Below are 18,455 nucleotides of genomic sequence, written 5' to 3'. Positions count from 1 at the left end.
GTTCTCTGGCGATGTGGACGGCGTGACGGCGGCGGTGATGACGGATCAGGACGAAACGCCTGTCATGCAGTGGTTCCGTCGCTGGCAGGAAGTAACGGCAACGCTCAACGCGCAGCGCATGACCGACGAGGAGTTCCAAGTGGCGAACGAGGACCGGATCGCCATTGAGGACAGCCTGATGGCAATCCCGGCTGAGAATGCCCGCGACTTCGTGGCCAAGGTCTACGCCTACACGAACCGGGGCGAGCTCGGACTGCCCAATCACAACGAGTTGCCGCCGCTCTGGGATGAAGCCCGCGCGCTTGTGTTCGGCGCTGGCACCATCGTTCACGGCACACCCCATCCACAGGAGGACCTGGCATGATTACCGACAGCGACATTGCCCATATCGACAAGACCGAACGGGCCGTCAGCTTCGCCTACACCGCCTCCGGCCTCGTCACGGCCGCCCGGCTGGCCCTGGAGAGCAACACGGGTGCCGGCCAGGGGGAAGGCGCGAAATGGGCCGTGGCCCTTACCCTGGAACTCGCGGAGGTGTTCATGGGCGCCAGCATCGACGGCATGGAACTGGCGGGGATGAAGCCATGAGCGATGCAGAGAGCGACACTACGCAGAAGGTTGCGCCGGTAGGGACGGCCTCATGCTCGCAGTCGATGGGGGTCAGATTCGCAGCGCTGACGGTCACCAGCAAGTCGGTCATCCTCGCGAAACTGGCGGAACTGGAGGCGGAGCAGCGCACGGAGCGTCACGGGAAGGTCGATGTGAAATGAGCAGCCCGACCTACACAATGGAAGAACCCACCCGGCGCGCTGTGGCGGAGCGAACGAGCCCCCTTCGGGCGATGTACCACCGCTGGCAGGAGGTGAAGGCAGGCCACCGAACGACGAACGACGAAGGCGAAGAGGACAGGCTGTTCGATGAGATGCTCGACCTTGAGCAACGAGCCGCCGACTTTGAACCGCAGACCATGGAAGACATGGCTTTCAAAATCGTCTTCGCGGACGACAACGGCGACATGGACATGAACATCCACCAGACCGCGCTTGTCGCCAGGGCCTATCGCATGGTCGGCATCGAGCCGCTGGACAGGTTTGGCAAGCCGCTCTGAACGTCTGGGCCCCCACCACCCCGCGCCCACACAGGGCAACGTCAGAATCAGTCGCTATCAGAGCAAATCAATCGCTTACATTTTGATGGGTAAAAGGGAAGGTGAGCATCGATCTATGGAAAATTCACCAGCAATATCAATCAATTATACAATTATCTGGTGGCCGCTGTGGGACTCGAACCCACACGGGCATGGCCCGAAGCATTTTAAGTGCTCTCCGTCTACCGGTTCCGGCAAGCGGCCTCCAGTCTCTCCATTCCATTCCCCCGCAGGCAGTGCAAGAGGTCAGTTCCACCCGGTCGCGATCCAGATCACCGCAACATACCGCCCGCCCTTTGCAAGCGTGACGAGCAGCAGGAACAGCCCCAGCCGCTCCCGCAGCATGCCCGCGACGACGGTAAGCGGATCCCCCACCAGCGGCAGCCAGCTCGCCAGCAGCGACCAGCGTCCCCAGCGCCGATACCAGTCCTCGGCGCGGCGGATCTGCTCCGGCGACGCGGGAAACCATCTGCGCCCCTCAAACCGCGCAAGCCAGCGCCCGAGGCCGTAGTTCAGCACCGAGCCGAGCACGTTGCCCGCCGTCGCGACGGCCCAGAGCAAAGGCAGCGGATGCCCCCCGCGATAAGCGAGGGTTCCCAGCACCGCCTCCGACTGCATGGGAAGCAGGGTGGCGGCGACGAATGCCGCAGCGAACAGGCCAAGATAAGCGATCATCGGACTCCCATCATGCCTACCCCCTACCCCACATCACCGCCGCAAGGCAGCGCGCAGAGCGCCGCAGCTGTGGAGCCCGCCTCGGCCTCCCTGCTCTCCGCAGCCAACGCACGCCACGATGAGGCCCGGATACCCGCGGGCGGCAATTCCGGCGGCTTTTCTGCCGCCCCCCGGTCAGCCGATCCTTCCCTTCCTGGAGTGGTGTGACGTTCTCTGCGCTGCCGGCAGGCCAAAAGTCGCAAAAGCTGAGGGTTAACAGTGTGCCGAAAAAGGCTTTCAGGTCTGCATCGGAGCGAAAACCGTTCGCGATCCGAGGGAAGCGCGCCAGAAACAACACGTCATGGGACCGATTTCCCAAACAGAAGGCGGGACACTTCAGAACCTTTTCACCCGCCCGCCAAAATGATCGGCCACGGACGCGATCGGCGGCATGCCGGCCGCGAACAAGGCGGGGAGCCGGAGCATTGCGGCAGAGCGGGCAAACCGCTCCCTTCGGAGCGGCTCCGCGGTGCCTCCGATCCACGCAAGGGCTGCCTTCGTCATCATGGCCCGCCCTCAGGGGCACGCGGGACCGGGGGTCGCGCATTGCGGGCAGGCGTGGCGGGAAGCCCCCGCCCGGACGCGTCCCCCGACGTCTGTCTGTCGATCCAGGCCATCAGAACCCGCAGGACTATCGCCTGCTCCGCCTCGTCTAGCGGGCGTCCGCCCGGAATCCCGTGCCACTTTGCCAGACATCCGCGGCAGCATGTCGCGGTAGCATGCTGGGCGATGAACACCGGATGGCCCCGCATCGGCGTCTGCCGCCCATCGTTCACCGGCGCGGCGGGCGCAAGGCGGCGCGCCACGAAGTCGGCCGCGTGGCGGGCGACTGTCTCCCGGCCCTTCTCGGCCAGATAGGCCCTCTCCCCCTGCCCCAGCCGGAAGCGGCTGCGAAAGCGCGACCTGCCCAGCCGGGCAAACAGTCCTGCAATGTCGTCAGGCAGCTTCTCCATCCCGCGTTCCCTGCCTTGAATGAGACGGGAGGTCTCGCATCCCGCATCGCCCGCGTCCAGCCCCCGGGAGGCGACGAAGATCGCCAACCCCATGGAGCAGCGCGCGGCCTCGCGTGCGCCAAACGACGACGCGGGGACATGGGCGAGCCGGCAGACTGGCTACCTTCCATCGCGCGCGGGAGAGAGGCCGACAACCCCCAGCCCGCCAGCCACACCCCCGGCTTGCACCCTCAATCGCGCGCCGGAGAGCGGCCGACACCCGTCAACGGCGACCCGCCCGACAAGCTCGCGACCCCCACCGCGCGCGGCGCGGACCGCGGTGCTGGACGGAGTCGCGCGGCATGAGAAGTGGCGATCCGCACGGCGCACGGCGCAGACGACGTGGAACGCCGTGCCTCCCGTCGGACGAGCTGCTCACACCAGCGATGGGCCGCGCGGCGTCCGGCCCGAATTTCCCCTCCGGCGTCCCGCCCGCGCGCGGCACCGACGCGGAGACCGGATCATCCGCGCGATGGGCCCCTCCCTCGTGGGGCGTGCGAGATGCCCGCCGTTCGGGAGCGTGCCGATGCGCCCGCCCCGCCGTCCAGCCTCGTTCGTGAGAAACGCCCGCATCCCGAACCAAGACGGGGCGCGCGCCAAGGGCAGTCCAGCCTTGCATCTGCGAGCCGACGCCTATGCACGACAGCCGGTGGACGACAGACCGCTTACATCGCCTTGCAGGCCCCGTCTCGCGCGTGCAAACGCCGACGCGGAGGATGGACGGCGGGCCGTACACCCTCGTGCGCGAATGGTGCCGGTGTTTCTCGCCGTCTCCCGCAACTCCGCATCAGACGGTCCGAGTTCCTGCGACACCGATGTTGTCCGGCATCCTCTCACAATCGCCGGTAACGCACCTACCCCCGGCACGCGCGCGGCCAATCAGAGCGCCCGCCTCTATTCCATGCCCCCCCTGCTCCAGCCCCGGCAGCGCGCGCGGCCATGGGGGATTGCCTGCCCACCGCATCTGGGCAGGCAAGGGCACGTCCAGCCGCGCGCGGCCATCGTCCAGGGGCAAGCCACCGTCCGGCTGTCTGGCGTCCGGCCGCGCGTGCCTGCGATACCAACGGATTCGCTTCGACAGCGCACCACCCAGCGTTTCACGTCCGGCCTCGTATGCCTGCGACCAACGGGGCGACCGATCTGAAGGCGGCGGCCGTCCGGGCGCGCGGGTCCAACCCCCGCGCGCGACGCCGAGGCTGACAGCGCAAGAGGCCACAGGAAAAGGCCACCGGGAAAGACCATGCCGTCACGCCTGCGCCCCGGCATGCCTGCCGCGACTTGTTGCCCGTGTGGCGGTTTCCCGTACGTCCCCTCTGGCCATGGGCGGTCCTTCGCGTATCTTCACGCCGAACTGTCAGCGAGGCGAGAGATGATAGCACCGGCCCGAATCCTCACCGCGATGCTCGCCGCGGCGCTTCTCCTGCTGCCCGCCTGCCGGGAGGAAGCGGCGGCGCCGGAGGTCGAAGGGCCGCGCCTGGTCAAGACGGTGACGGTCGCCTACACGGTGGTGAACAGCCCCGGCTCGCTCGTGGGCGAGGTGGCGCCCCAGATCGAAAGCGACCTCGGCTTCCGGGTTGGCGGCAAGCTCGCCCAGCGGCTCGTCGATGTGGGCGACGTGGTGACGGCGGGAGAGGTGCTGGCCCGGCTCGACATCGCACAGGCGCAGAACAGCGTCCGGCAGGCGGAGGCCAGCCTCGCCGCGGCAACGGCGCAGCGCGAGAATGCCGAGCAGACGGAGAAACGCACCAGCGACCTGCTCGGCCGCGGTTTTGCCACGCAGGCGGCGGCGGATGCGGCAACGGCACAGGCCAATGTCGCGCGCGCCAATGAACTTGCCGCGCAGGCCAGCGTCTCGGATGCGCGGGACGGGCTGGGATATACCGATCTCGTTGCGCCGGAGGCGGGCGTGGTCATGTCGCGCGGGGCGGAGGTGGGGCAGGTCGTCGCCGCCGGACAGATGATCGTCGAACTCGCCCGCACCGACCTGAAGGATGCGCAGTTCCAGGCCCCCGGTGCCGTTCTGGGCAGCGGGGCGGAGAACGCCCCCGTCACCGTCACCCTGCTCGATGATCCCTCCATCGTGGCCCACGGCAGGGTGCGGGAAATCTCCCCGGCGGCGGATCCGGTGACCCGCACCTTCCGGGTCCGCGTGCGGATCGACGACGCCCCCGCAGCCTTCCGCTTCGGATCGGCCGTGCGGGGGATGCTGGAACTGCCGGGGCCGAAAGCTGCCGCGCTGCCGCTTTCCGCGCTGTTCAACACCGCAGACCGCCCGGCCGTCTGGGTGGTCGATGCGAACGGGGTCGTTGAGCTGACGCCGGTAGAGGTGCTGCGATACGAGGGCGAACGCATCCTGATCTCCGGCGGGCTGGAGGAGGGCGCGAAGGTCGTGGCGGCGGGGGTGCAGCGTCTCCGCCCCGGAATGCAGGTGCGGCTGCCCGCCGGTGATGCCTGATGGGGGGCTTCAACCTTTCTTCCTGGGCGCTGGCGCACCGCTCCTTCGTCACGCTGATCCTCGTCCTCGCCGCGCTCGCGGGCGGGCTGTCCTACCTGCGGCTCGGGCGGAGCGAGGACCCGAGCTTCACCATCAAGACCATGGTGCTTCAGGCGAACTGGCCCGGCGCCACGATGGACGACACGCTCCATCAGGTGACGGACAGGCTGGAGCGGAAGCTTCAGGAACTCCAAGACCTCGACAACCTGAAAAGCCTGACGACGCCGGGCCAGACGATCATCTACGTGACTCTGAGCGACGCGACACCGCCCGAACGGGTGGACGACGACTGGTATCAGGTGCGCAAGAAGGTGGCCGACATGGGCCGCGAGCTTCCCTCCGGGGTGCTCGGCCCGTTCTTCAACGACGAATTCGGCGATACCTACGGGATCATCTACGCCTTCACCGCCGATCCCGGCTTTTCGGAGCGGGAGCTTCGGGACGTTGTCGATGCGGCGCGCGACAGGGTTCTGCGCCTTCCCGGCATCGGCAAGGCCGAACTCATCGGCACGCAGGATGAAAAGATCTGGATCGAATTCTCCACCCGCCGCCTTGCCAGCCTCGGCATAGACCCGGAAGCGGTGATCGCCCAGATCCAGAACCAGAACGCGGTCGTCCCGGCGGGGGAGATCGTGACCAGCGCCGACAGCACCCGGCTCGAAGTGACCGGCGCCTTCGGCAGCGAGGCGGAGATCGACAACCTCACCATCGCCACCCAGTCCGGCGTCGTGCGGCTCGACGATATCGCGACCGTCCGCCGTGGCCCGGTCGATCCGGCCCAGCCGATGTTCCGCGTCGCGGGTCAGCCCGCCATCGGCCTCGCCATGTCGATGAAGGAGGGCGGCGACGTGCTCGCCCTCGGCCAGCAGATCGACACGGTCATCGCCCAGGTGAAATCCGGCCTGCCCATCGGGATGGAGGTGTCGCAGGTCTCCAACCAGACAGCCGTGGTTCAGCACGCCGTCTCCGGCTTCACCCGCGCGCTGACGGAGGCGGTGGTGATCGTGCTCGCCGTCTCCTTCATCGCACTGGGGCTGCGGGCGGGGCTGGTGGTGTTCGTCTCCATTCCCCTGTCGCTGATGCTGGTGTTCCTTGCCATGGAACTCTACGGGATCGCGCTGCAGCGCGTGTCGCTCGGCGCGCTCATCATCGCGCTGGGGCTGCTGGTGGATGACGCGATGATCACCGTGGAGATGATGGTCTCCAAGCTGGAGGAGGGCATGGAAAAGGCCAAGGCCGCCGCCTATGCCTGGACCTCCACCGCCTTTCCGATGCTGACGGGCACGCTGGTAACGGTCGCGGGCTTCGTGCCCGTGGGTTTTGCGAAAAGCGCCGCCGGGGAATATGCCAATTCGCTGTTCTGGGTGATCGCCTTCGCGCTCATCCTGTCGTGGATCGTGGCGGTGCTGGCCTCGCCCATCGTCGGCGTCTGGGTGCTGCCCGCACGGATCAAGCGCAAGCACGAGGGGGAGGGCCGTTATGTCGCGGCCTTCCGCCGCTTCCTGACGCGCGCGCTGCACTGGCGATGGCCCATCGTCATCGGCACGCTCTTGCTGTTCGCCCTGTCTATTCTGGGCGCGATGCGGCTGCCGCAGCAGTTCTTCCCGCCCTCCGACCGGCCGGAACTGCTGCTCGACCTCAACCTGCCGCAATCCTCCTCCATAGAGCGCACCCGTCAGGTCGTCACGGAGGTGGAGAAGATCGTCGCGGCGGAGGCGGAGGTGGAGAGCTTCAGCTTCTACGTGGGCGAAGGCGCGATCCGCTTCTACCTGCCCATGGATGTGCTCCCCCCCGCCAGCTACACCGCACAGGGCGTGCTGGTCACCACCGCCGATGCCGACCGCCCGGCCCTGACGGCGCGGCTTCAGCGGGTGCTGGACGACCGCTTCCCCGATGTCCTTTCCCGCGTGGCGCCGCTGGAGCTTGGCCCGCCGGTGGGCTGGCCCGTGCAGATCAGGGTGAGCGGCGAGGATCTGGGCGCGGTCCGCGACCTTGCATGGCAGGTGGCCGATGTGATGGGCGCGGCCCCCGGCGCGGTGAACGTCAACCTCGACTGGAACGAACCCGCGCGGCTCATCCGCATTCGCGTGGATCAGGACCGCGCGCGCCTTGTCGGCCTTTCCTCCGCCCAGCTCGCGCAGGCGCTGCTGGCCGTCACCAGCGGCGTGAACATCACCCAGATCCGCGACGACATCTACCTTGTCGATGTCGTGGGGCGCGGGGCGGAGAACGAGCGGCGCGACGTGGACACCCTCCTCGCCCTTCAGATCCCGTTGGGCGGCGGGCGCACCGTGCCGCTGATCTCTGTCGCGAGCTTCGATTACGCCACCAGCCAGCCCGTCGTCTGGCGGCGCGACAGGCTTCCCACGATCACCGTCCGCGCCGATGTCGTCAACATCACGGCAGAGGCGATGGCCGCAGGCATCGCCCCCGCGATAGACCGCCTCGCCGCCGCCAACCCGGAGATGCGGCTGGAAACCGGCGGCGTGGTCGAGGAAAGCGAAAAGGGGCTCGGCTCGGTGGTGGCCGTGTTCCCGCTCATGGTCATCCTCATCCTCGTCATCCTCATGGCGCAGTTGCAAAGCGTGCAGTTGCTCATCCTTGTCCTCTCGGTCGTGCCGCTCGGGCTGATCGGGGTGGTGGCGGCACTGATGATCACCGGCCTGCCGGTGGGCTTCATCGCGGTGCTGGGGATCGTCGCGCTGATCGGGATGATCGCCCGGAACTCCGTGATCCTCGTCGAGCAGATCGAGCAGCACCGCGCGGCGGGAGAGGATGGCTGGTCCGCGCTGATCGACGCGACGGTAAGCCGCGCGCGCCCGATCGTGCTCACCGCCGCTGCGGCGATCCTCGGCATGATCCCCATCGCGCGGGAGGTGTTCTGGGCGCCGCTGGCCTTTTCCGTCATCGGCGGGCTGACGGTGGCGACCGTACTGACGCTGGTGTTCCTGCCAGCCCTCTACGCACTGTGGTTCCGGCTGGAGCCGCAACCCCCCGCCGCGTCGCCGTCACCGCCACTCTCGCCGTCGGCCTGACGGCCGCCACTCATGACGGTCACTCATCCCTACGGGGATGCTGCATCTTCGCGGGCAACCCGAGGACGGCAGCGCACTGCAGACCAGCGGCCCCCGCCCCTCACGCGGCCACGCTCCGACGGCTTCGCGGACGGTCCGGCGTTGGCGCGCCCACGGTAACCGCGTTCGCCCGAAGCCGCCGGTGCAACACCCGGCGGACTGCTGAAAAGGCGCCGAAATATCAGGCCTGTCCTCTGAAAATCGGCCCGGGAACGCCCGGAATATGGAGATCTCCGGCGGGATTTCCCCAGATTTCAGCTCCGGCGCAGACCACGCTCTCTTTCAGCAGCCTGCCGCCCCCTACGCGGGGATCCGACGATGCCGCCCCTCGCCTGCGCGCAGCGCCGAGGACATTTCCCAAGGCCTGCCAGCGGAGCCGCAATCTCCTTCGCCCCACCTGTCCCGCACACCCGGGGCATGCCTGACCCCCTCCGAGCGGTTGGCCCATGTCCCACGCGCCTCAGGGCACGCCTGCTCCTGTGCAGCCGGACCGATGGTATCGGCCCCCGCGCGCGACACGTCTACCTCGCCACCTGCCCGCCCCTCGCCCCGGGCAGGACACGCCAGGCCGGGCCGGGGTCTCGGGCGCATCTTCGGCCTGCGCCCGGCGCCCCACGACAAGCGCCGCACTCCCCGGGCCGGAACCGGCGGTTCCCCCTCGCGCCCGCAGGGGGAAACGTCTATGACGGCGCGATGACCACGCCCTTCGAGATCTTCCTCGCCGCCCCGCCGGGGCTTGAACCCGTCCTTGCCGAAGAAGCGGCGGAGGCCGGCTTCCCCGCGCCCCGCGTGCTTGAGGGCGGCGTCGCCTTCGACGGCGGCTGGGAGGACGTGATGCGCGCGAACCTCGTGCTGCGGGGGGCCACGCGCGTGCTGGCCCGGATCGGTGCCTTCCGCGCCCTCCACCTCGCCCAGCTCGACAAACGCGCGCGCCGCTTCCCGTGGGGAGAGGTGCTGCGCACCGACATGCCCGTCCGCGTCGATGTCACCAGCCGCCGGTCGCGCATCTATCACGCCGGCGCCGCGCGGGAGCGGATCGAAACCGCGCTCAGGGAGAGCGCGGGCATCCCTGTCGCCGCGCCCCGCGACAAGGAAAGCGAAGACCCGCCCGAAGACGCCATCGCCCTCAAGATCCGCATCGAGGACGATCTCGTCACCATCAGCGTCGATACCTCCGGTCCCTCCCTGCACAAACGCGGCCACAAGGAGGCGGTGAACAAGGCCCCCCTGCGCGAGACGCTGGCCGCGCTGTTCCTGCGTCAATGCGGCTATACCGGCGCAGAACCGGTGGTGGATCCGATGTGCGGCTCGGGCACGTTCGTGATCGAGGCGGCGGAGATCGCGGCGGGCCTGCTGCCCGGTCGCAGCCGCCGCTTCGCCTTTGAGGACCTGGCCTCCTTCGAGCCGGAACGCTGGGCGGGGCTGAAACAGGCCGCCGCTCCCCGCCCGCCCGCCTTCACCTTTCACGGCAGCGATCGCGACGATGGCGCGATCCGCATGAGCGGCGCCAACGCGGCCCGCGCTGGCGTGACGGACTGGACCACCTTCACCCGCCTTCCGGTGAGCGAGGCTCGCCCGCCCGAAGGACCGCCCGGCCTTGTCATGGTGAACCCGCCCTACGGCGCGCGGCTCGGCAATCCAAAGCTGCTCGCCGGCCTTTACGGGGCACTCGGGCAGACGCTGAAGCAGCATTTCACCGGCTGGCGCGTGGGTCTCATCACGTCGGAGGAGCGTCTGGCCCGCACCACCGGCCTCCGTTTCCTCCCGCCCGGGCCACCGGTGCCGCATGGCAGCCTGCGCATCCGCCTCTACCGCACCGACCGGCTTTGAACTCCGGCCGACGAACTCCGGCCGGTTAGCACACATCTCCCCCGGCAGCACCGGAACGCGCGCGGGGCTTCCGCCCCCGGCCCCGAAATCACGGGCATCCACGCGCGTCAGTGGGTGAACTCCACCCGCTCCGCAGAGTGCCCCGGGGCCGGGCAAATCGCGCAAGACCGGTGTGGTGCTCCCTGAATGCGGGAGCTTTCCTGAAGGGAAACCTGCGACCGGGACAGGCCCAAAAGCAAACGGAGGGGCCCACCCCTCCGATATCGCCCGCCCGCCGGCTCACCCGGCTGTCACATCGTCCCGCCCGTTCGGGTAAAACCGCCGCCACGCCGTTGGAGGGGGAGAGGCGGCGTGGCGGCGGGGGCCCTGTCCATACAGACCGACCGGGCTCCACTCTCGCCCGGCCCCACCCGGACGCGAGCCTTTCAGGGCATCAATTCGCCTTGCCGAACTTCTCTACCAGCGCATCGAGCCCCATCTGGTGGGCTGCCGTCACCGTGGCGATGGCAGCCTCGTCATTCAGTTCAGGCGGCGGATCGTTGTTCGGAAAACCCCGATAGAAGGCTCCCGTCCACTCGACCTTCGCCTTGCCGCCCTCGTCCTTCACGGCGATGATGCCGGAATAGTTGGTCACGGCCAGCGCCTTGATGTTGTCGGTGATGGTCCGGTAGGAATAGGTATGACCCTCCGGGTTCCACTTGGTAAGCTGCTCCGTCGTCTGCTCACCATTGTCCCAGGTGACGGTGCGCTGTTCGCCCGGCTTGACCTCGGCACCCGGCTCGATCTCCACCGACTTGGCCCGCGGATACCAGGACAGGTCGTCGAACTTGCCGATCACCGCCCAGACCTCGTCGGGCGTCGCGTTCAGCGTCACCTCTTGTATCACCTTCTGCCGCGAAGGGCCGTGCGCCTCCGCCAGTCCCGCTCCGAATACCAGCGCTGCACCCGCCGCCAGCGCCATCACAAATTTCCGCATCAGTTCCTCCCCCGGATCCCCCCCGGAATAGCCCGATCAGCCTAACCGCAGCGCAGCCAAGAGCAATGCAACGAAAGTCTTACCCGCTCCTCCCGCGCGCAAGCGGGGCCGCATGACGGAAACTTTCCGCCACTGCCGCTGCTCCCACCGCCTATCTGGCACCCCCCTATCTGGCACCCCCCTATCTGGCACCCCCGGAGCAGAGGCGGCTCCCCGCGCGCCGGCCCTTCCGCGACAAGGCCAGCAGATTTACGGCCGGCAGCTTCCCCCCCACCCGAAGCCGCGACAATCAGGAGCCTGATCGGGCCGGGCCCTCAAGCTGGACGGCGCAATTCCCGGCCTGCTGGCCGCGACCAGCACACGCGTTGAGCCTTTCCCGCCGTTCGGGTTAGCAGTATCGACGGGACAGGATAGACGGGGACAGAGCATGAAAATCTGGGGCAGGGACAATTCGACCAATGTCCGCAAGGTGCTGTGGTGCGCCGAAGAACTTGGTCTGCACTATGAACATATCCCGGCAGGCGGCAGTTTTGGCATTGTCTCCACGGCGGAGTTTCAAGCTCTCAACCCGAATGGCCTTGTTCCCTGTATGCAGGACGGCTCGCTGGTGCTTTGGGAATCCAACGCCATAATCAGATACCTTGCCCGGCAATATGGCGAGGGGAGGTTCGCCCCTGCGGATGCGCGGCTCTGGGCTGCGGCAGACAAGTGGATGGACTGGGCATCCCTTTCATTCGCGGTTCCGTTCCGCGATCTGTTCTGGAATATTGTTCGCCGCACCGCGGAAACGCGCGACGAAGCAGCCATGCTGCGAGGACAGGAACAATGTGCTGCCCTGATGGCGGTTGCGGATACGGCTCTGACCGAAAGACCGTGGTTGTCAGGGGACCATCTGGGGATTGGAGACATTCCTTTGGGTTGCATCGCATACGCCTGGTTCAATATGCCCATCGAACGCCCCAGTCTGCCTGCACTTGAAGCGTGGTATGATCGGCTCTCGCAACGCAAGGCCTACCGCAAGGCTGTGATGACTGCGCTGACCTGACCGGCGGCTTCGTCCTGCAAAGCAGGCGTGCTGGTGATGACCATTCTCATTGACTGCCCGCGGCCAAACTCCTGACTGTCGCCACCCGGAGCCACAGGGGCTGCTTTCCCCCGCGCGCTTTCTCGCCATCGGAGGCGGCTCCCCACGCGACCGCACCGACCCGCGCGGGGCGCAGCCTTGGCGTGTCTTCGGCGGCTCCCCGCGCGGGGCCGCGCCCGAGACACTGACGGCACAAGCCAACTTCTACTGGGCGGCTCCGCGCGCGGGGCCGCACCCTGATCCTCGATCTCGTCCGGAGCTGCCGCCCCGGCAGCTCCCCCGCGCGCGGGGTCGCACCTCTGGCCAGTAGCAATCCCGGCCCACACGCCCTAAGCGACCCCCCGCGCGCGGGGGCCCACCCGGATTATGGCTCTGGATTATCGCCTTGGCGGACGGGTCCGGGAAGGGCCGCTCCCGGCGGGGCGGGGCCATACTTGCCGCCGTATGCACTGGATGACCCCCGCCCCTGCTCCTCCCACGCCGGGAAACAGCGACTTGGCAGCGCGATAAGGCCGGCAAACCCTCGCGAACCGCCGTCTGCGATGTTGTCCCTCGTTGCGCTTGGCCATCGAATTCCGTAACCCGATCTGGCAAACAGGAGAAACACCCCCCATGCGCATGACCGATACCGTGTTGAAGCCGATGCACCCCGAAGGGTGGCGCTTCGTCGGCATTTTCGCGGTGATCACCGCCCTGCTGTTCTGGCTCTGGGAGCCGCTGGGCTGGATCGGCGTGGTGCTGACCATCTGGTGCTACTACTTCTTCCGCGATCCCGTGCGGCAGGTGCCGGAGGGCGAGGGGCTGGTCATCAGCCCGGCGGACGGCATGATCTCGCAGATCACGACGGTCCTGCCGCCGCCGGAGCTCGGCATGGCGGCCGAACCGATGACGCGCATCTCGGTCTTCATGTCGGTGTTCAACGTCCACGTGAACCGATCGCCGGTTTCGGGCGTTCTGAAGAAGATGGCTTACACCAAGGGAAAATTCGTCAACGCATCGTTGGACAAGGCGTCGGAGCATAACGAGCGCAACGCCCTGCTCATCGAGCTGCCCGATGGCCGCGAAATCGCCTGCGTCCAGATCGCAGGTCTGGTGGCGCGGCGCATCCTGCCCTTCGTGAAGGAGGGCGACACGCTCTATGCGGGGCGGCGCTTCGGCCTGATCCGGTTCGGCTCGCGGGTGGATGTCTACCTTCCGCCCGGCGTGGCCCCGCTGGTGGCGGAGGGCCAGACGATGATCGCGGGCGAAACGGTCATGGCGGATCTCACCGCCAGCCTTCTGCCCCGTCCGGCCCGCGCGGAGTAGCGGCCATGTCCCGCCGCCCCCGCGCCAACCGTGTCCGCCAGCTCGCCCTGCCGCAACTGCTGCCGAACCTCCTGACGCTGGGCGCGATCTGCGCCGGGCTGACATCGCTCCGCTTCGCCATCGCCGGACGCTTCGGCGAGGCCGTGGGTCTCATCATCCTCGCCGCGATCCTCGACGCGCTGGACGGACGGATGGCCCGGATGATGGGCAGCGAAAGCGCCATCGGCGCAGAGCTCGACTCGCTCGCGGACTTCCTGAACTTCGGGGTGGTGACGGGGATGCTCGTCTATCTCTCCATGCTGTCGGATATCGCGAACCTCGGCTGGATCGCGGTGCTCGTCTATGTGGTGGGCTGCGTGCTCCGTCTGGCGCGGTTCAACGTGGATGCCCGCTCCCCCGCGCCGGGCCCCTCGCTGGGCGGCTTCATCGGCGTGCCCTCGCCCGCGGGCGCCATGCTGGCCATGCTTCCGCTCTTTCTGAACGAGGCGCTTCCCGCAGGCACGGACGTCCCCGATATCCTGAGCGCGGGCTGGCTGGTGATCGTGGGCTTCCTGCTCATCAGTCGCATTCCCACGCCCTCGCTCAAGAAACTCAAGATGCGGCCGGAACACCTGCCCTACTGGGTGATCCTGCTGGTTGCCATCATCGCCGTCCTGTTCACCTGGCCCTGGTGGACGCTGATCGCGGCGGATGTGGCCTATCTCTGCGTGGTGGGCTGGTCGGCCCTGCGCCGGTTGTCGAAACAGGGGAAGAGCGAACATGAGGCCTGATGCCGTTACCTCCACCTACCGCCGATGGGCGCCGATCTACGACGCCACCTTCGGACGTGTGACGAACGCGGGGCGGCAGCGCGCCGCCGCACATGTCAGCCGCCGGGGCGGCGAGGTGCTTGAAGTCGGCGTCGGCACCGGTCTCGTCCTGCCGCTCTACCAGGGCGGTGTGCGGGTGACCGGCATCGACTATTCGCCGGAGATGCTGGCCAAGGCGCAGGAGAAGGTCACCGAACTTTCGCTCGGCCATGTGGAGGCGCTGCACCGGATGGATGCCCGGTCGCTCGACTTCCCGGATGCGAGCTTCGATACCGTGGCCGCGATGCACGTGCTCTCCGTGGTCCCGGAGCCGGAAAAGGTGCTGTGCGAAATGGCGCGCGTGTGCCGTCCGGGGGGGCAGCTGGTGATCGTGAACCACTTCACCGCGGAAGCCGGGCCGCTCCGGGCGCTGGAGCGGATCTCCACCCGTTTCGAGGATCTGCTGGGCTGGCAATCGGACTTCCCGATCGAGCGCGTGCTGGGCCATCCCGAACTCGACGTGGCGGAACGGGAAAGCCTTCCGCCCTTCGGCATGATGACCTGGCTGGTGCTCGAACGTCGGGACTGCTGACCCCTCGCGCCCCGCAGCAGCGATACGCCCTGCCCAGCGACGCGACCCGCAGGGCAAGGGCACGGCAGGGAAGGCGTGAGACCGCTCCCCGATCCGGTCCGGGGCGCACTCCCGCCCGTCAGCGGCGGCCAAGGCCGCCCTCGCCGGTTGGGCCCGGCGCCGCGCTGATGCGCGGCGCGGTCGCGACGAAATGCAGGTCGGCCCGCTCCCTGATTCAGATGGAATCCAGACCGGGGAGAACATCGCCCTGACAGGCTGCCGAGGGCTTTCGGACCTGCGCTGAAGCGGGGATCGTTCGCAATCTGACGAAATCCCGCCGGAAACCTCCGCCGTACGGATCATTCCATTGCAGATTTCCCAAGGCAGATTTCCAGATTTCCACAACACAGGCGTGAGATTGCAGAGCTTTTCCGCAGCCTGTTGACAGGCTTTGTGGCCGAGATGCTCCCGCAGGCGCGATGCGACGCGCCCTTCCGGGCACGACCCCGGTCGGACAGCTAACGCGGGGCCGGTAACGCCAGGGCCGGGCAGCGATGCGCGATGCAGGGCGACAGACCGGCATGAGCGGCATGAGCAGCATGAGCAGCATGAGCAGCATGAGCAGCATGAGCAGAAGGCTCACCCCGCGTCATCGCCCCCGTCAACACCCCCTCTCGCCACCACCCCCGCGTCACTGCGACCTGCCAGGGACCACCCTGCCCTAGCCGATCAACCCGGCCGTCGCCGCAACACACCCAAATCGCCAACGCCAACGCCAACGCGCCAACGCCAACGCCAACGCCAACGCCAACGCCAACGCCAACGCCAACGCCAACGCCAACGAGCGCTGCCCCGCCCGAGGACCGAAGGCCAGCCACAAAATCCCGCCCGGTCGACATCCGCGCCCCGTCACCCTGCGATCCGTCCGCCACCCCTCCCCCCGGGGTAACGCTTGCGGGATCGCCGCCGGACCATTACTTCTGGAGGGAAGATCGCGGCGTGAGAGGTGAGAAAGCCCATGTATACCGGCATCGTTCAGGCCGTCCGTCCCGTCACGGAGATCGCCGCCTATCCCGGCGGGCAATCGCTCACCGTCGAGTTCACGCCGGAACTGCTGGCCGATCTGGCCATCGGCGCCTCCGTCTCCGTCGAAGGCGTCTGCCTGTCCGTCACGCGGATGGAGGGAACGCGCGTCTCCTTCGACGCGATGGATGCGACGCTCTCCCGCACCAACCTTTCGCGGCTCGCCGCACAAGGGCGTGCGAATGTGGAACGCTCCGCCAAGCAGGGCGCCGAGGTCGGGGGCCATATCATCGCCGGCCATATCGCCACCACGGCAGAAATCGTGGAGATCGAAACGGAAGCCGATCAGGCCTTCCTGCGCTTCCGCGTTCCCGCCGAATGGGCGAAATATGTCTTTCCCCGCGGCTTCCTTGCGGTCAACGGCTGCTCGCTCACCGTGGCCGACCGGGAGGACGGCGGGCCGGAAGGCGACGTGTTCCGCATCAACCTCATCCCGGAGACCCTGCGCCAGACCACCTTCCGCGACTACCGCCCGGGCGACCTGCTGAACATAGAGGTCGATCACGCGACGATGGTCATGGTCGATACGATCGAGCGCACCGTCTCCCGCGTGTTGCCCGAACTCATCCGCCGCGCCGCCTGAGCCCGCCGAGGACGCATCTTCATGACCGCAAGGATCCTCTGCATCGGCGAGGCGCTGATCGACATGGTGCCGCGCGACCTCCTTGGCCGCACGGCCTTTCTGCCGCTCGCGGGGGGGGCGGTGTACAATACCGCCATCGCGGCGCGCAGGCTCGGGGCGGACGTCGCCTTCTGCTGCGGCCTCTCCAGCGACATGTTCGGCGAACAGCTCGCGCAGGCGCTGCTGCGGGACGGGGTAGACATCTCCCCCTGCCCGCGGAGCGACCGGCCCACCACTCTCGCCTTCGTCACCCTGACCGACGGGCAGGCGCGCTACAGTTTCTTTGACGAGAATACCGCCGCCCGCATGATCCAGCCAGCGGACCTCCCCGATATCGCACCAGATATCGGCGCGGTGTTTCTGGGCGGGATCAGCCTCGTGTCCGAACCCTGCGCCACGACGATAGAGACCTTCGCCACCCGCGCGGCGGAAGCGGGCCGGCTCATCATGCTGGACCCCAACATCCGCCCGGGTTTCATAAGCGACGAGGCAGGCTACCGCGCGCGGCTCGACCGGTTGATGCGCAGGGCGCATGTGGTGAAACTCTCGGCGGAGGACATGGTCTGGCTGCTCGGCCCCGTCACCCCCGCGGAGGGAGCGGCAGAGCTGCGCGCGCTCGGCCCCCGCGTGGTGCTCGTCACCGAAGGGGCTGACGGCGGCTCCGCCTATCTGGAGGGCGGCGTTGCACAGATCCGGCCCCCCGCCGTGACCGTGGCGGATACCGTCGGCGCGGGCGATACGTTCAACGCGGGTTTCCTCGCGAGCCTCGCCGACGCCTGCCTCCTCTCGCCGGAGGGGATCGCGGGCCTGACGGCGGCAACGGTGGCCCAGCATCTGGAACAGGCGGTCCATGCCTCCTGCCTCTCCGTCACCCGGATCGGCGCCGATCCCCCGGCGCGGGAAGAACTGGCGATCTTTCGGCGCGGACTGGCCCGGCCGGCCTGACGTTGCCGTGACCCGGCGCGCCGGTCCCTATCCGCAGGACGCACCGAAGTTGATGACCCAGACCGGCCCCCGGCTGCCGCGCACCATCGCGGCACCGGCCTCGTAACTCGACCGCCGCAGATTGTTCGCGCGGTGTCCCGGACTCAACATCCAGCCCCGCACGACCGCCTGCGCGTCAGGCTGCCCGCGCGAGATATTCTCCGCATAGTCGCACCCGCGATACCCCCGCGCCGCCATCCGGTCCCGCGCGCTCGATCCCCCCTCCCCCGTGTGGGAGAAGGTGCCCGTGCTGGCGATCCAGGCCGCGTGGTCTGCGGCGGAGGCCGCGAGCCGATCCGACCAGGAGAGCGGATGCAGCCCCTGGCTCTCCCGCTCCGCATTGATGAGCCGGAGCACATCCCCCGCCTGCCCTGCGGGCGCGGTCACGTAGCTCGCCGGCGCCGAAGGGCCGCGACTGCTGCCCGGCACCACGATGGGCACCGGAACGATACAGGCGGAGAGCGCCAGAAAACCTGCCAGCCCGAACGCGGGCGCGAGACTGTGTCGGATCATCTGTTTCCCTTTCGGGAGCAACTGTCACCCGGCGTTCCTGTTCCGCCGGAACATGCCCGTTCTTCAAACGTCATCGAACAGGCCCGGCGCCATTTCCTCCCAGAAGGCGAAGATCGCGCGGGCGTTCAACGCGCTGGACCAGCCGAAGCGGCGGAAATCCTCCCGCTCGAGTTCCCCCTCCAGCCGGGCGAGGAACAGGCGGCGGTCCGCGTCGCGCTGGGTCGGGTTGCGCCGGGCGACCGCCGCCTCCACCGCGGCGAAGCGCGCGCGCCGGGCCA

17 protein-coding genes, 1 tRNA gene and 1 pseudogene are annotated in these 18,455 nt (G+C 68.1%); 13 read left to right on the top strand and 6 right to left on the bottom strand.

Translation table 11 applies throughout. The annotated features are described in order from the left end of the window. From CDV49_RS20630 to CDV49_RS19640, 4 genes are all read left to right on the top strand, one after another. The coding region (locus tag CDV49_RS20630) for a hypothetical protein (protein WP_179209282.1) at window positions 1-364 on the top strand (364 nt) is incomplete at its 5' end. Continuing rightward, complete coding sequence (locus CDV49_RS19650) at window positions 361-588, top strand: hypothetical protein (RefSeq protein WP_088216973.1); 228 nt, start codon at window positions 361-363, stop codon at window positions 586-588. The genes CDV49_RS20630 and CDV49_RS19650, both read left to right, overlap by 4 nt. Then, window positions 585-770 (top strand): hypothetical protein, encoded by a 186-nt coding sequence (locus tag CDV49_RS19645; protein WP_088216972.1) that lies wholly within the window; start codon window positions 585-587, stop codon window positions 768-770. The genes CDV49_RS19650 and CDV49_RS19645 overlap by 4 nt, the downstream gene beginning before the upstream one ends. Then, window positions 767-1,108 carry a hypothetical protein gene (locus CDV49_RS19640; RefSeq protein ID WP_088216971.1) on the top strand — a complete coding sequence of 114 codons (342 nt, stop codon included), beginning with the start codon at window positions 767-769 and terminating at the stop codon, window positions 1,106-1,108. Before CDV49_RS19645 ends, CDV49_RS19640 begins: the two co-directional genes overlap by 4 nt. Before the next feature lie 157 nt (window positions 1,109-1,265). Here the strand turns inward: CDV49_RS19640 and CDV49_RS19635 are convergent. From CDV49_RS19635 to CDV49_RS19625, 3 genes are all read right to left on the bottom strand, one after another. Further along, window positions 1,266-1,351: transfer RNA gene (locus tag CDV49_RS19635), tRNA-Leu, on the bottom strand. A 42-nt stretch (window positions 1,352-1,393) separates the two neighbouring features. Further along, a complete protein-coding gene (locus tag CDV49_RS19630; protein ID WP_088216970.1) occupies window positions 1,394-1,822 on the bottom strand; it encodes a YqaA family protein in 429 nt (142 codons plus the stop codon). Window positions 1,823-2,364: 542 nt separating this feature from the next. Continuing rightward, on the bottom strand, window positions 2,365-2,814 hold the full coding sequence (locus CDV49_RS19625) for a DUF4186 domain-containing protein (RefSeq protein ID WP_088216974.1): 450 nt from the start codon (window positions 2,812-2,814) through the stop codon (window positions 2,365-2,367). 1,408 nt (window positions 2,815-4,222) lie between these two features. Here CDV49_RS19625 and CDV49_RS19620 point away from each other — a divergent pair. The 3 genes from CDV49_RS19620 to CDV49_RS19610 all read left to right on the top strand — a co-directional run bounded on the left by CDV49_RS19620 (window position 4,223) and on the right by CDV49_RS19610 (window position 10,251). Beyond that, entirely contained in the window at window positions 4,223-5,308 is a 1,086-nt protein-coding gene (locus CDV49_RS19620) for an efflux RND transporter periplasmic adaptor subunit (RefSeq protein ID WP_088216969.1), read from the top strand. Continuing rightward, the gene (locus tag CDV49_RS19615; protein ID WP_088216968.1) at window positions 5,308-8,382 is read left to right on the top strand and encodes an efflux RND transporter permease subunit; all 3,075 of its coding nucleotides are present in this window, start codon (window positions 5,308-5,310) and stop codon (window positions 8,380-8,382) included. The genes CDV49_RS19620 and CDV49_RS19615 overlap by 1 nt, the downstream gene beginning before the upstream one ends. A gap of 732 nt (window positions 8,383-9,114) precedes the next feature. Next, window positions 9,115-10,251 carry a THUMP domain-containing class I SAM-dependent RNA methyltransferase gene (locus CDV49_RS19610; RefSeq protein ID WP_088216967.1) on the top strand — a complete coding sequence of 379 codons (1,137 nt, stop codon included), beginning with the start codon at window positions 9,115-9,117 and terminating at the stop codon, window positions 10,249-10,251. A 433-nt stretch (window positions 10,252-10,684) separates the two neighbouring features. Here CDV49_RS19610 and CDV49_RS19605 read toward each other — a convergent pair whose 3' ends face one another. Next, complete coding sequence (locus CDV49_RS19605; protein ID WP_179209281.1) at window positions 10,685-11,227, bottom strand: SRPBCC family protein; 543 nt, start codon at window positions 11,225-11,227, stop codon at window positions 10,685-10,687. 427 nt (window positions 11,228-11,654) lie between these two features. Between CDV49_RS19605 and CDV49_RS19600 the strand changes: the two genes are divergently transcribed. The 6 genes from CDV49_RS19600 (at window position 11,655) to CDV49_RS19575 (ending at window position 17,625) form a co-directional block, all read left to right on the top strand. Then, complete coding sequence (locus tag CDV49_RS19600) at window positions 11,655-12,272, top strand: glutathione S-transferase family protein (protein ID WP_088216965.1); 618 nt, start codon at window positions 11,655-11,657, stop codon at window positions 12,270-12,272. Window positions 12,273-12,923: 651 nt separating this feature from the next. Further along, entirely contained in the window at window positions 12,924-13,616 is a 693-nt protein-coding gene (locus CDV49_RS19595) for a phosphatidylserine decarboxylase (RefSeq protein WP_088216964.1), read from the top strand. 5 nt (window positions 13,617-13,621) lie between these two features. After that, window positions 13,622-14,386: a CDP-alcohol phosphatidyltransferase family protein gene (locus CDV49_RS19590; protein ID WP_088216963.1), complete on the top strand. Its 765-nt coding sequence runs from the start codon at window positions 13,622-13,624 to the stop codon at window positions 14,384-14,386. After that, entirely contained in the window at window positions 14,376-14,996 is a 621-nt protein-coding gene (locus CDV49_RS19585) for a class I SAM-dependent methyltransferase (RefSeq protein ID WP_088216962.1), read from the top strand. The genes CDV49_RS19590 and CDV49_RS19585 overlap by 11 nt, the downstream gene beginning before the upstream one ends. Window positions 14,997-15,993: 997 nt before the next feature. Further along, the gene (locus tag CDV49_RS19580; RefSeq protein WP_088216961.1) at window positions 15,994-16,641 is read left to right on the top strand and encodes a riboflavin synthase subunit alpha; all 648 of its coding nucleotides are present in this window, start codon (window positions 15,994-15,996) and stop codon (window positions 16,639-16,641) included. Between the two features lie 21 nt (window positions 16,642-16,662). Continuing rightward, complete coding sequence (locus CDV49_RS19575; protein WP_088216960.1) at window positions 16,663-17,625, top strand: carbohydrate kinase family protein; 963 nt, start codon at window positions 16,663-16,665, stop codon at window positions 17,623-17,625. A gap of 27 nt (window positions 17,626-17,652) precedes the next feature. Here CDV49_RS19575 and CDV49_RS19570 read toward each other — a convergent pair whose 3' ends face one another. Both CDV49_RS19570 and CDV49_RS19565 read right to left on the bottom strand, forming a co-directional pair. Next, on the bottom strand, window positions 17,653-18,177 hold the full coding sequence (locus CDV49_RS19570) for a CAP domain-containing protein (RefSeq protein WP_088216959.1): 525 nt from the start codon (window positions 18,175-18,177) through the stop codon (window positions 17,653-17,655). Window positions 18,178-18,240: 63 nt separating this feature from the next. After that, window positions 18,241-18,455, bottom strand: a pseudogene (locus tag CDV49_RS19565) (replication initiation protein); the annotation flags it as partial.

It is taken from the genome of Haematobacter genomosp. 1 (assembly GCF_002196855.1).
Lineage (GTDB): Bacteria > Pseudomonadota > Alphaproteobacteria > Rhodobacterales > Rhodobacteraceae > Haematobacter.
The sequence above is the reverse complement of the archived record's forward strand: the minus strand, read 5'-3'. Positions and strand labels throughout refer to the sequence as shown.

What these genes read in the sequence shown, in the direction of transcription:
- CDV49_RS19580 (WP_088216961.1), top strand. Translation starts at nt 15,994, where the DNA reads ATGTATACCGGCATCGTTCAGGCCGTCCGTCCCGTCACGGAGATCGCC.
- CDV49_RS19650 (WP_088216973.1), top strand. Translation starts at nt 361, where the DNA reads ATGATTACCGACAGCGACATTGCCCATATCGACAAGACCGAACGGGCC.
- CDV49_RS19620 (WP_088216969.1), top strand. Translation starts at nt 4,223, where the DNA reads ATGATAGCACCGGCCCGAATCCTCACCGCGATGCTCGCCGCGGCGCTT.
- CDV49_RS19625 (WP_088216974.1), bottom strand. Translation starts at nt 2,814, where the DNA reads ATGGAGAAGCTGCCTGACGACATTGCAGGACTGTTTGCCCGGCTGGGC.
- CDV49_RS19640 (WP_088216971.1), top strand. Translation starts at nt 767, where the DNA reads ATGAGCAGCCCGACCTACACAATGGAAGAACCCACCCGGCGCGCTGTG.
- CDV49_RS19645 (WP_088216972.1), top strand. Translation starts at nt 585, where the DNA reads ATGAGCGATGCAGAGAGCGACACTACGCAGAAGGTTGCGCCGGTAGGG.
- CDV49_RS19590 (WP_088216963.1), top strand. Translation starts at nt 13,622, where the DNA reads ATGTCCCGCCGCCCCCGCGCCAACCGTGTCCGCCAGCTCGCCCTGCCG.
- CDV49_RS19570 (WP_088216959.1), bottom strand. Translation starts at nt 18,177, where the DNA reads ATGATCCGACACAGTCTCGCGCCCGCGTTCGGGCTGGCAGGTTTTCTG.
- CDV49_RS19575 (WP_088216960.1), top strand. Translation starts at nt 16,663, where the DNA reads ATGACCGCAAGGATCCTCTGCATCGGCGAGGCGCTGATCGACATGGTG.
- CDV49_RS19615 (WP_088216968.1), top strand. Translation starts at nt 5,308, where the DNA reads ATGGGGGGCTTCAACCTTTCTTCCTGGGCGCTGGCGCACCGCTCCTTC.
- CDV49_RS19610 (WP_088216967.1), top strand. Translation starts at nt 9,115, where the DNA reads ATGACCACGCCCTTCGAGATCTTCCTCGCCGCCCCGCCGGGGCTTGAA.
- CDV49_RS19595 (WP_088216964.1), top strand. Translation starts at nt 12,924, where the DNA reads ATGCGCATGACCGATACCGTGTTGAAGCCGATGCACCCCGAAGGGTGG.
- CDV49_RS19585 (WP_088216962.1), top strand. Translation starts at nt 14,376, where the DNA reads ATGAGGCCTGATGCCGTTACCTCCACCTACCGCCGATGGGCGCCGATC.
- CDV49_RS19600 (WP_088216965.1), top strand. Translation starts at nt 11,655, where the DNA reads ATGAAAATCTGGGGCAGGGACAATTCGACCAATGTCCGCAAGGTGCTG.
- CDV49_RS19630 (WP_088216970.1), bottom strand. Translation starts at nt 1,822, where the DNA reads ATGATCGCTTATCTTGGCCTGTTCGCTGCGGCATTCGTCGCCGCCACC.
- CDV49_RS19605 (WP_179209281.1), bottom strand. Translation starts at nt 11,227, where the DNA reads ATGCGGAAATTTGTGATGGCGCTGGCGGCGGGTGCAGCGCTGGTATTC.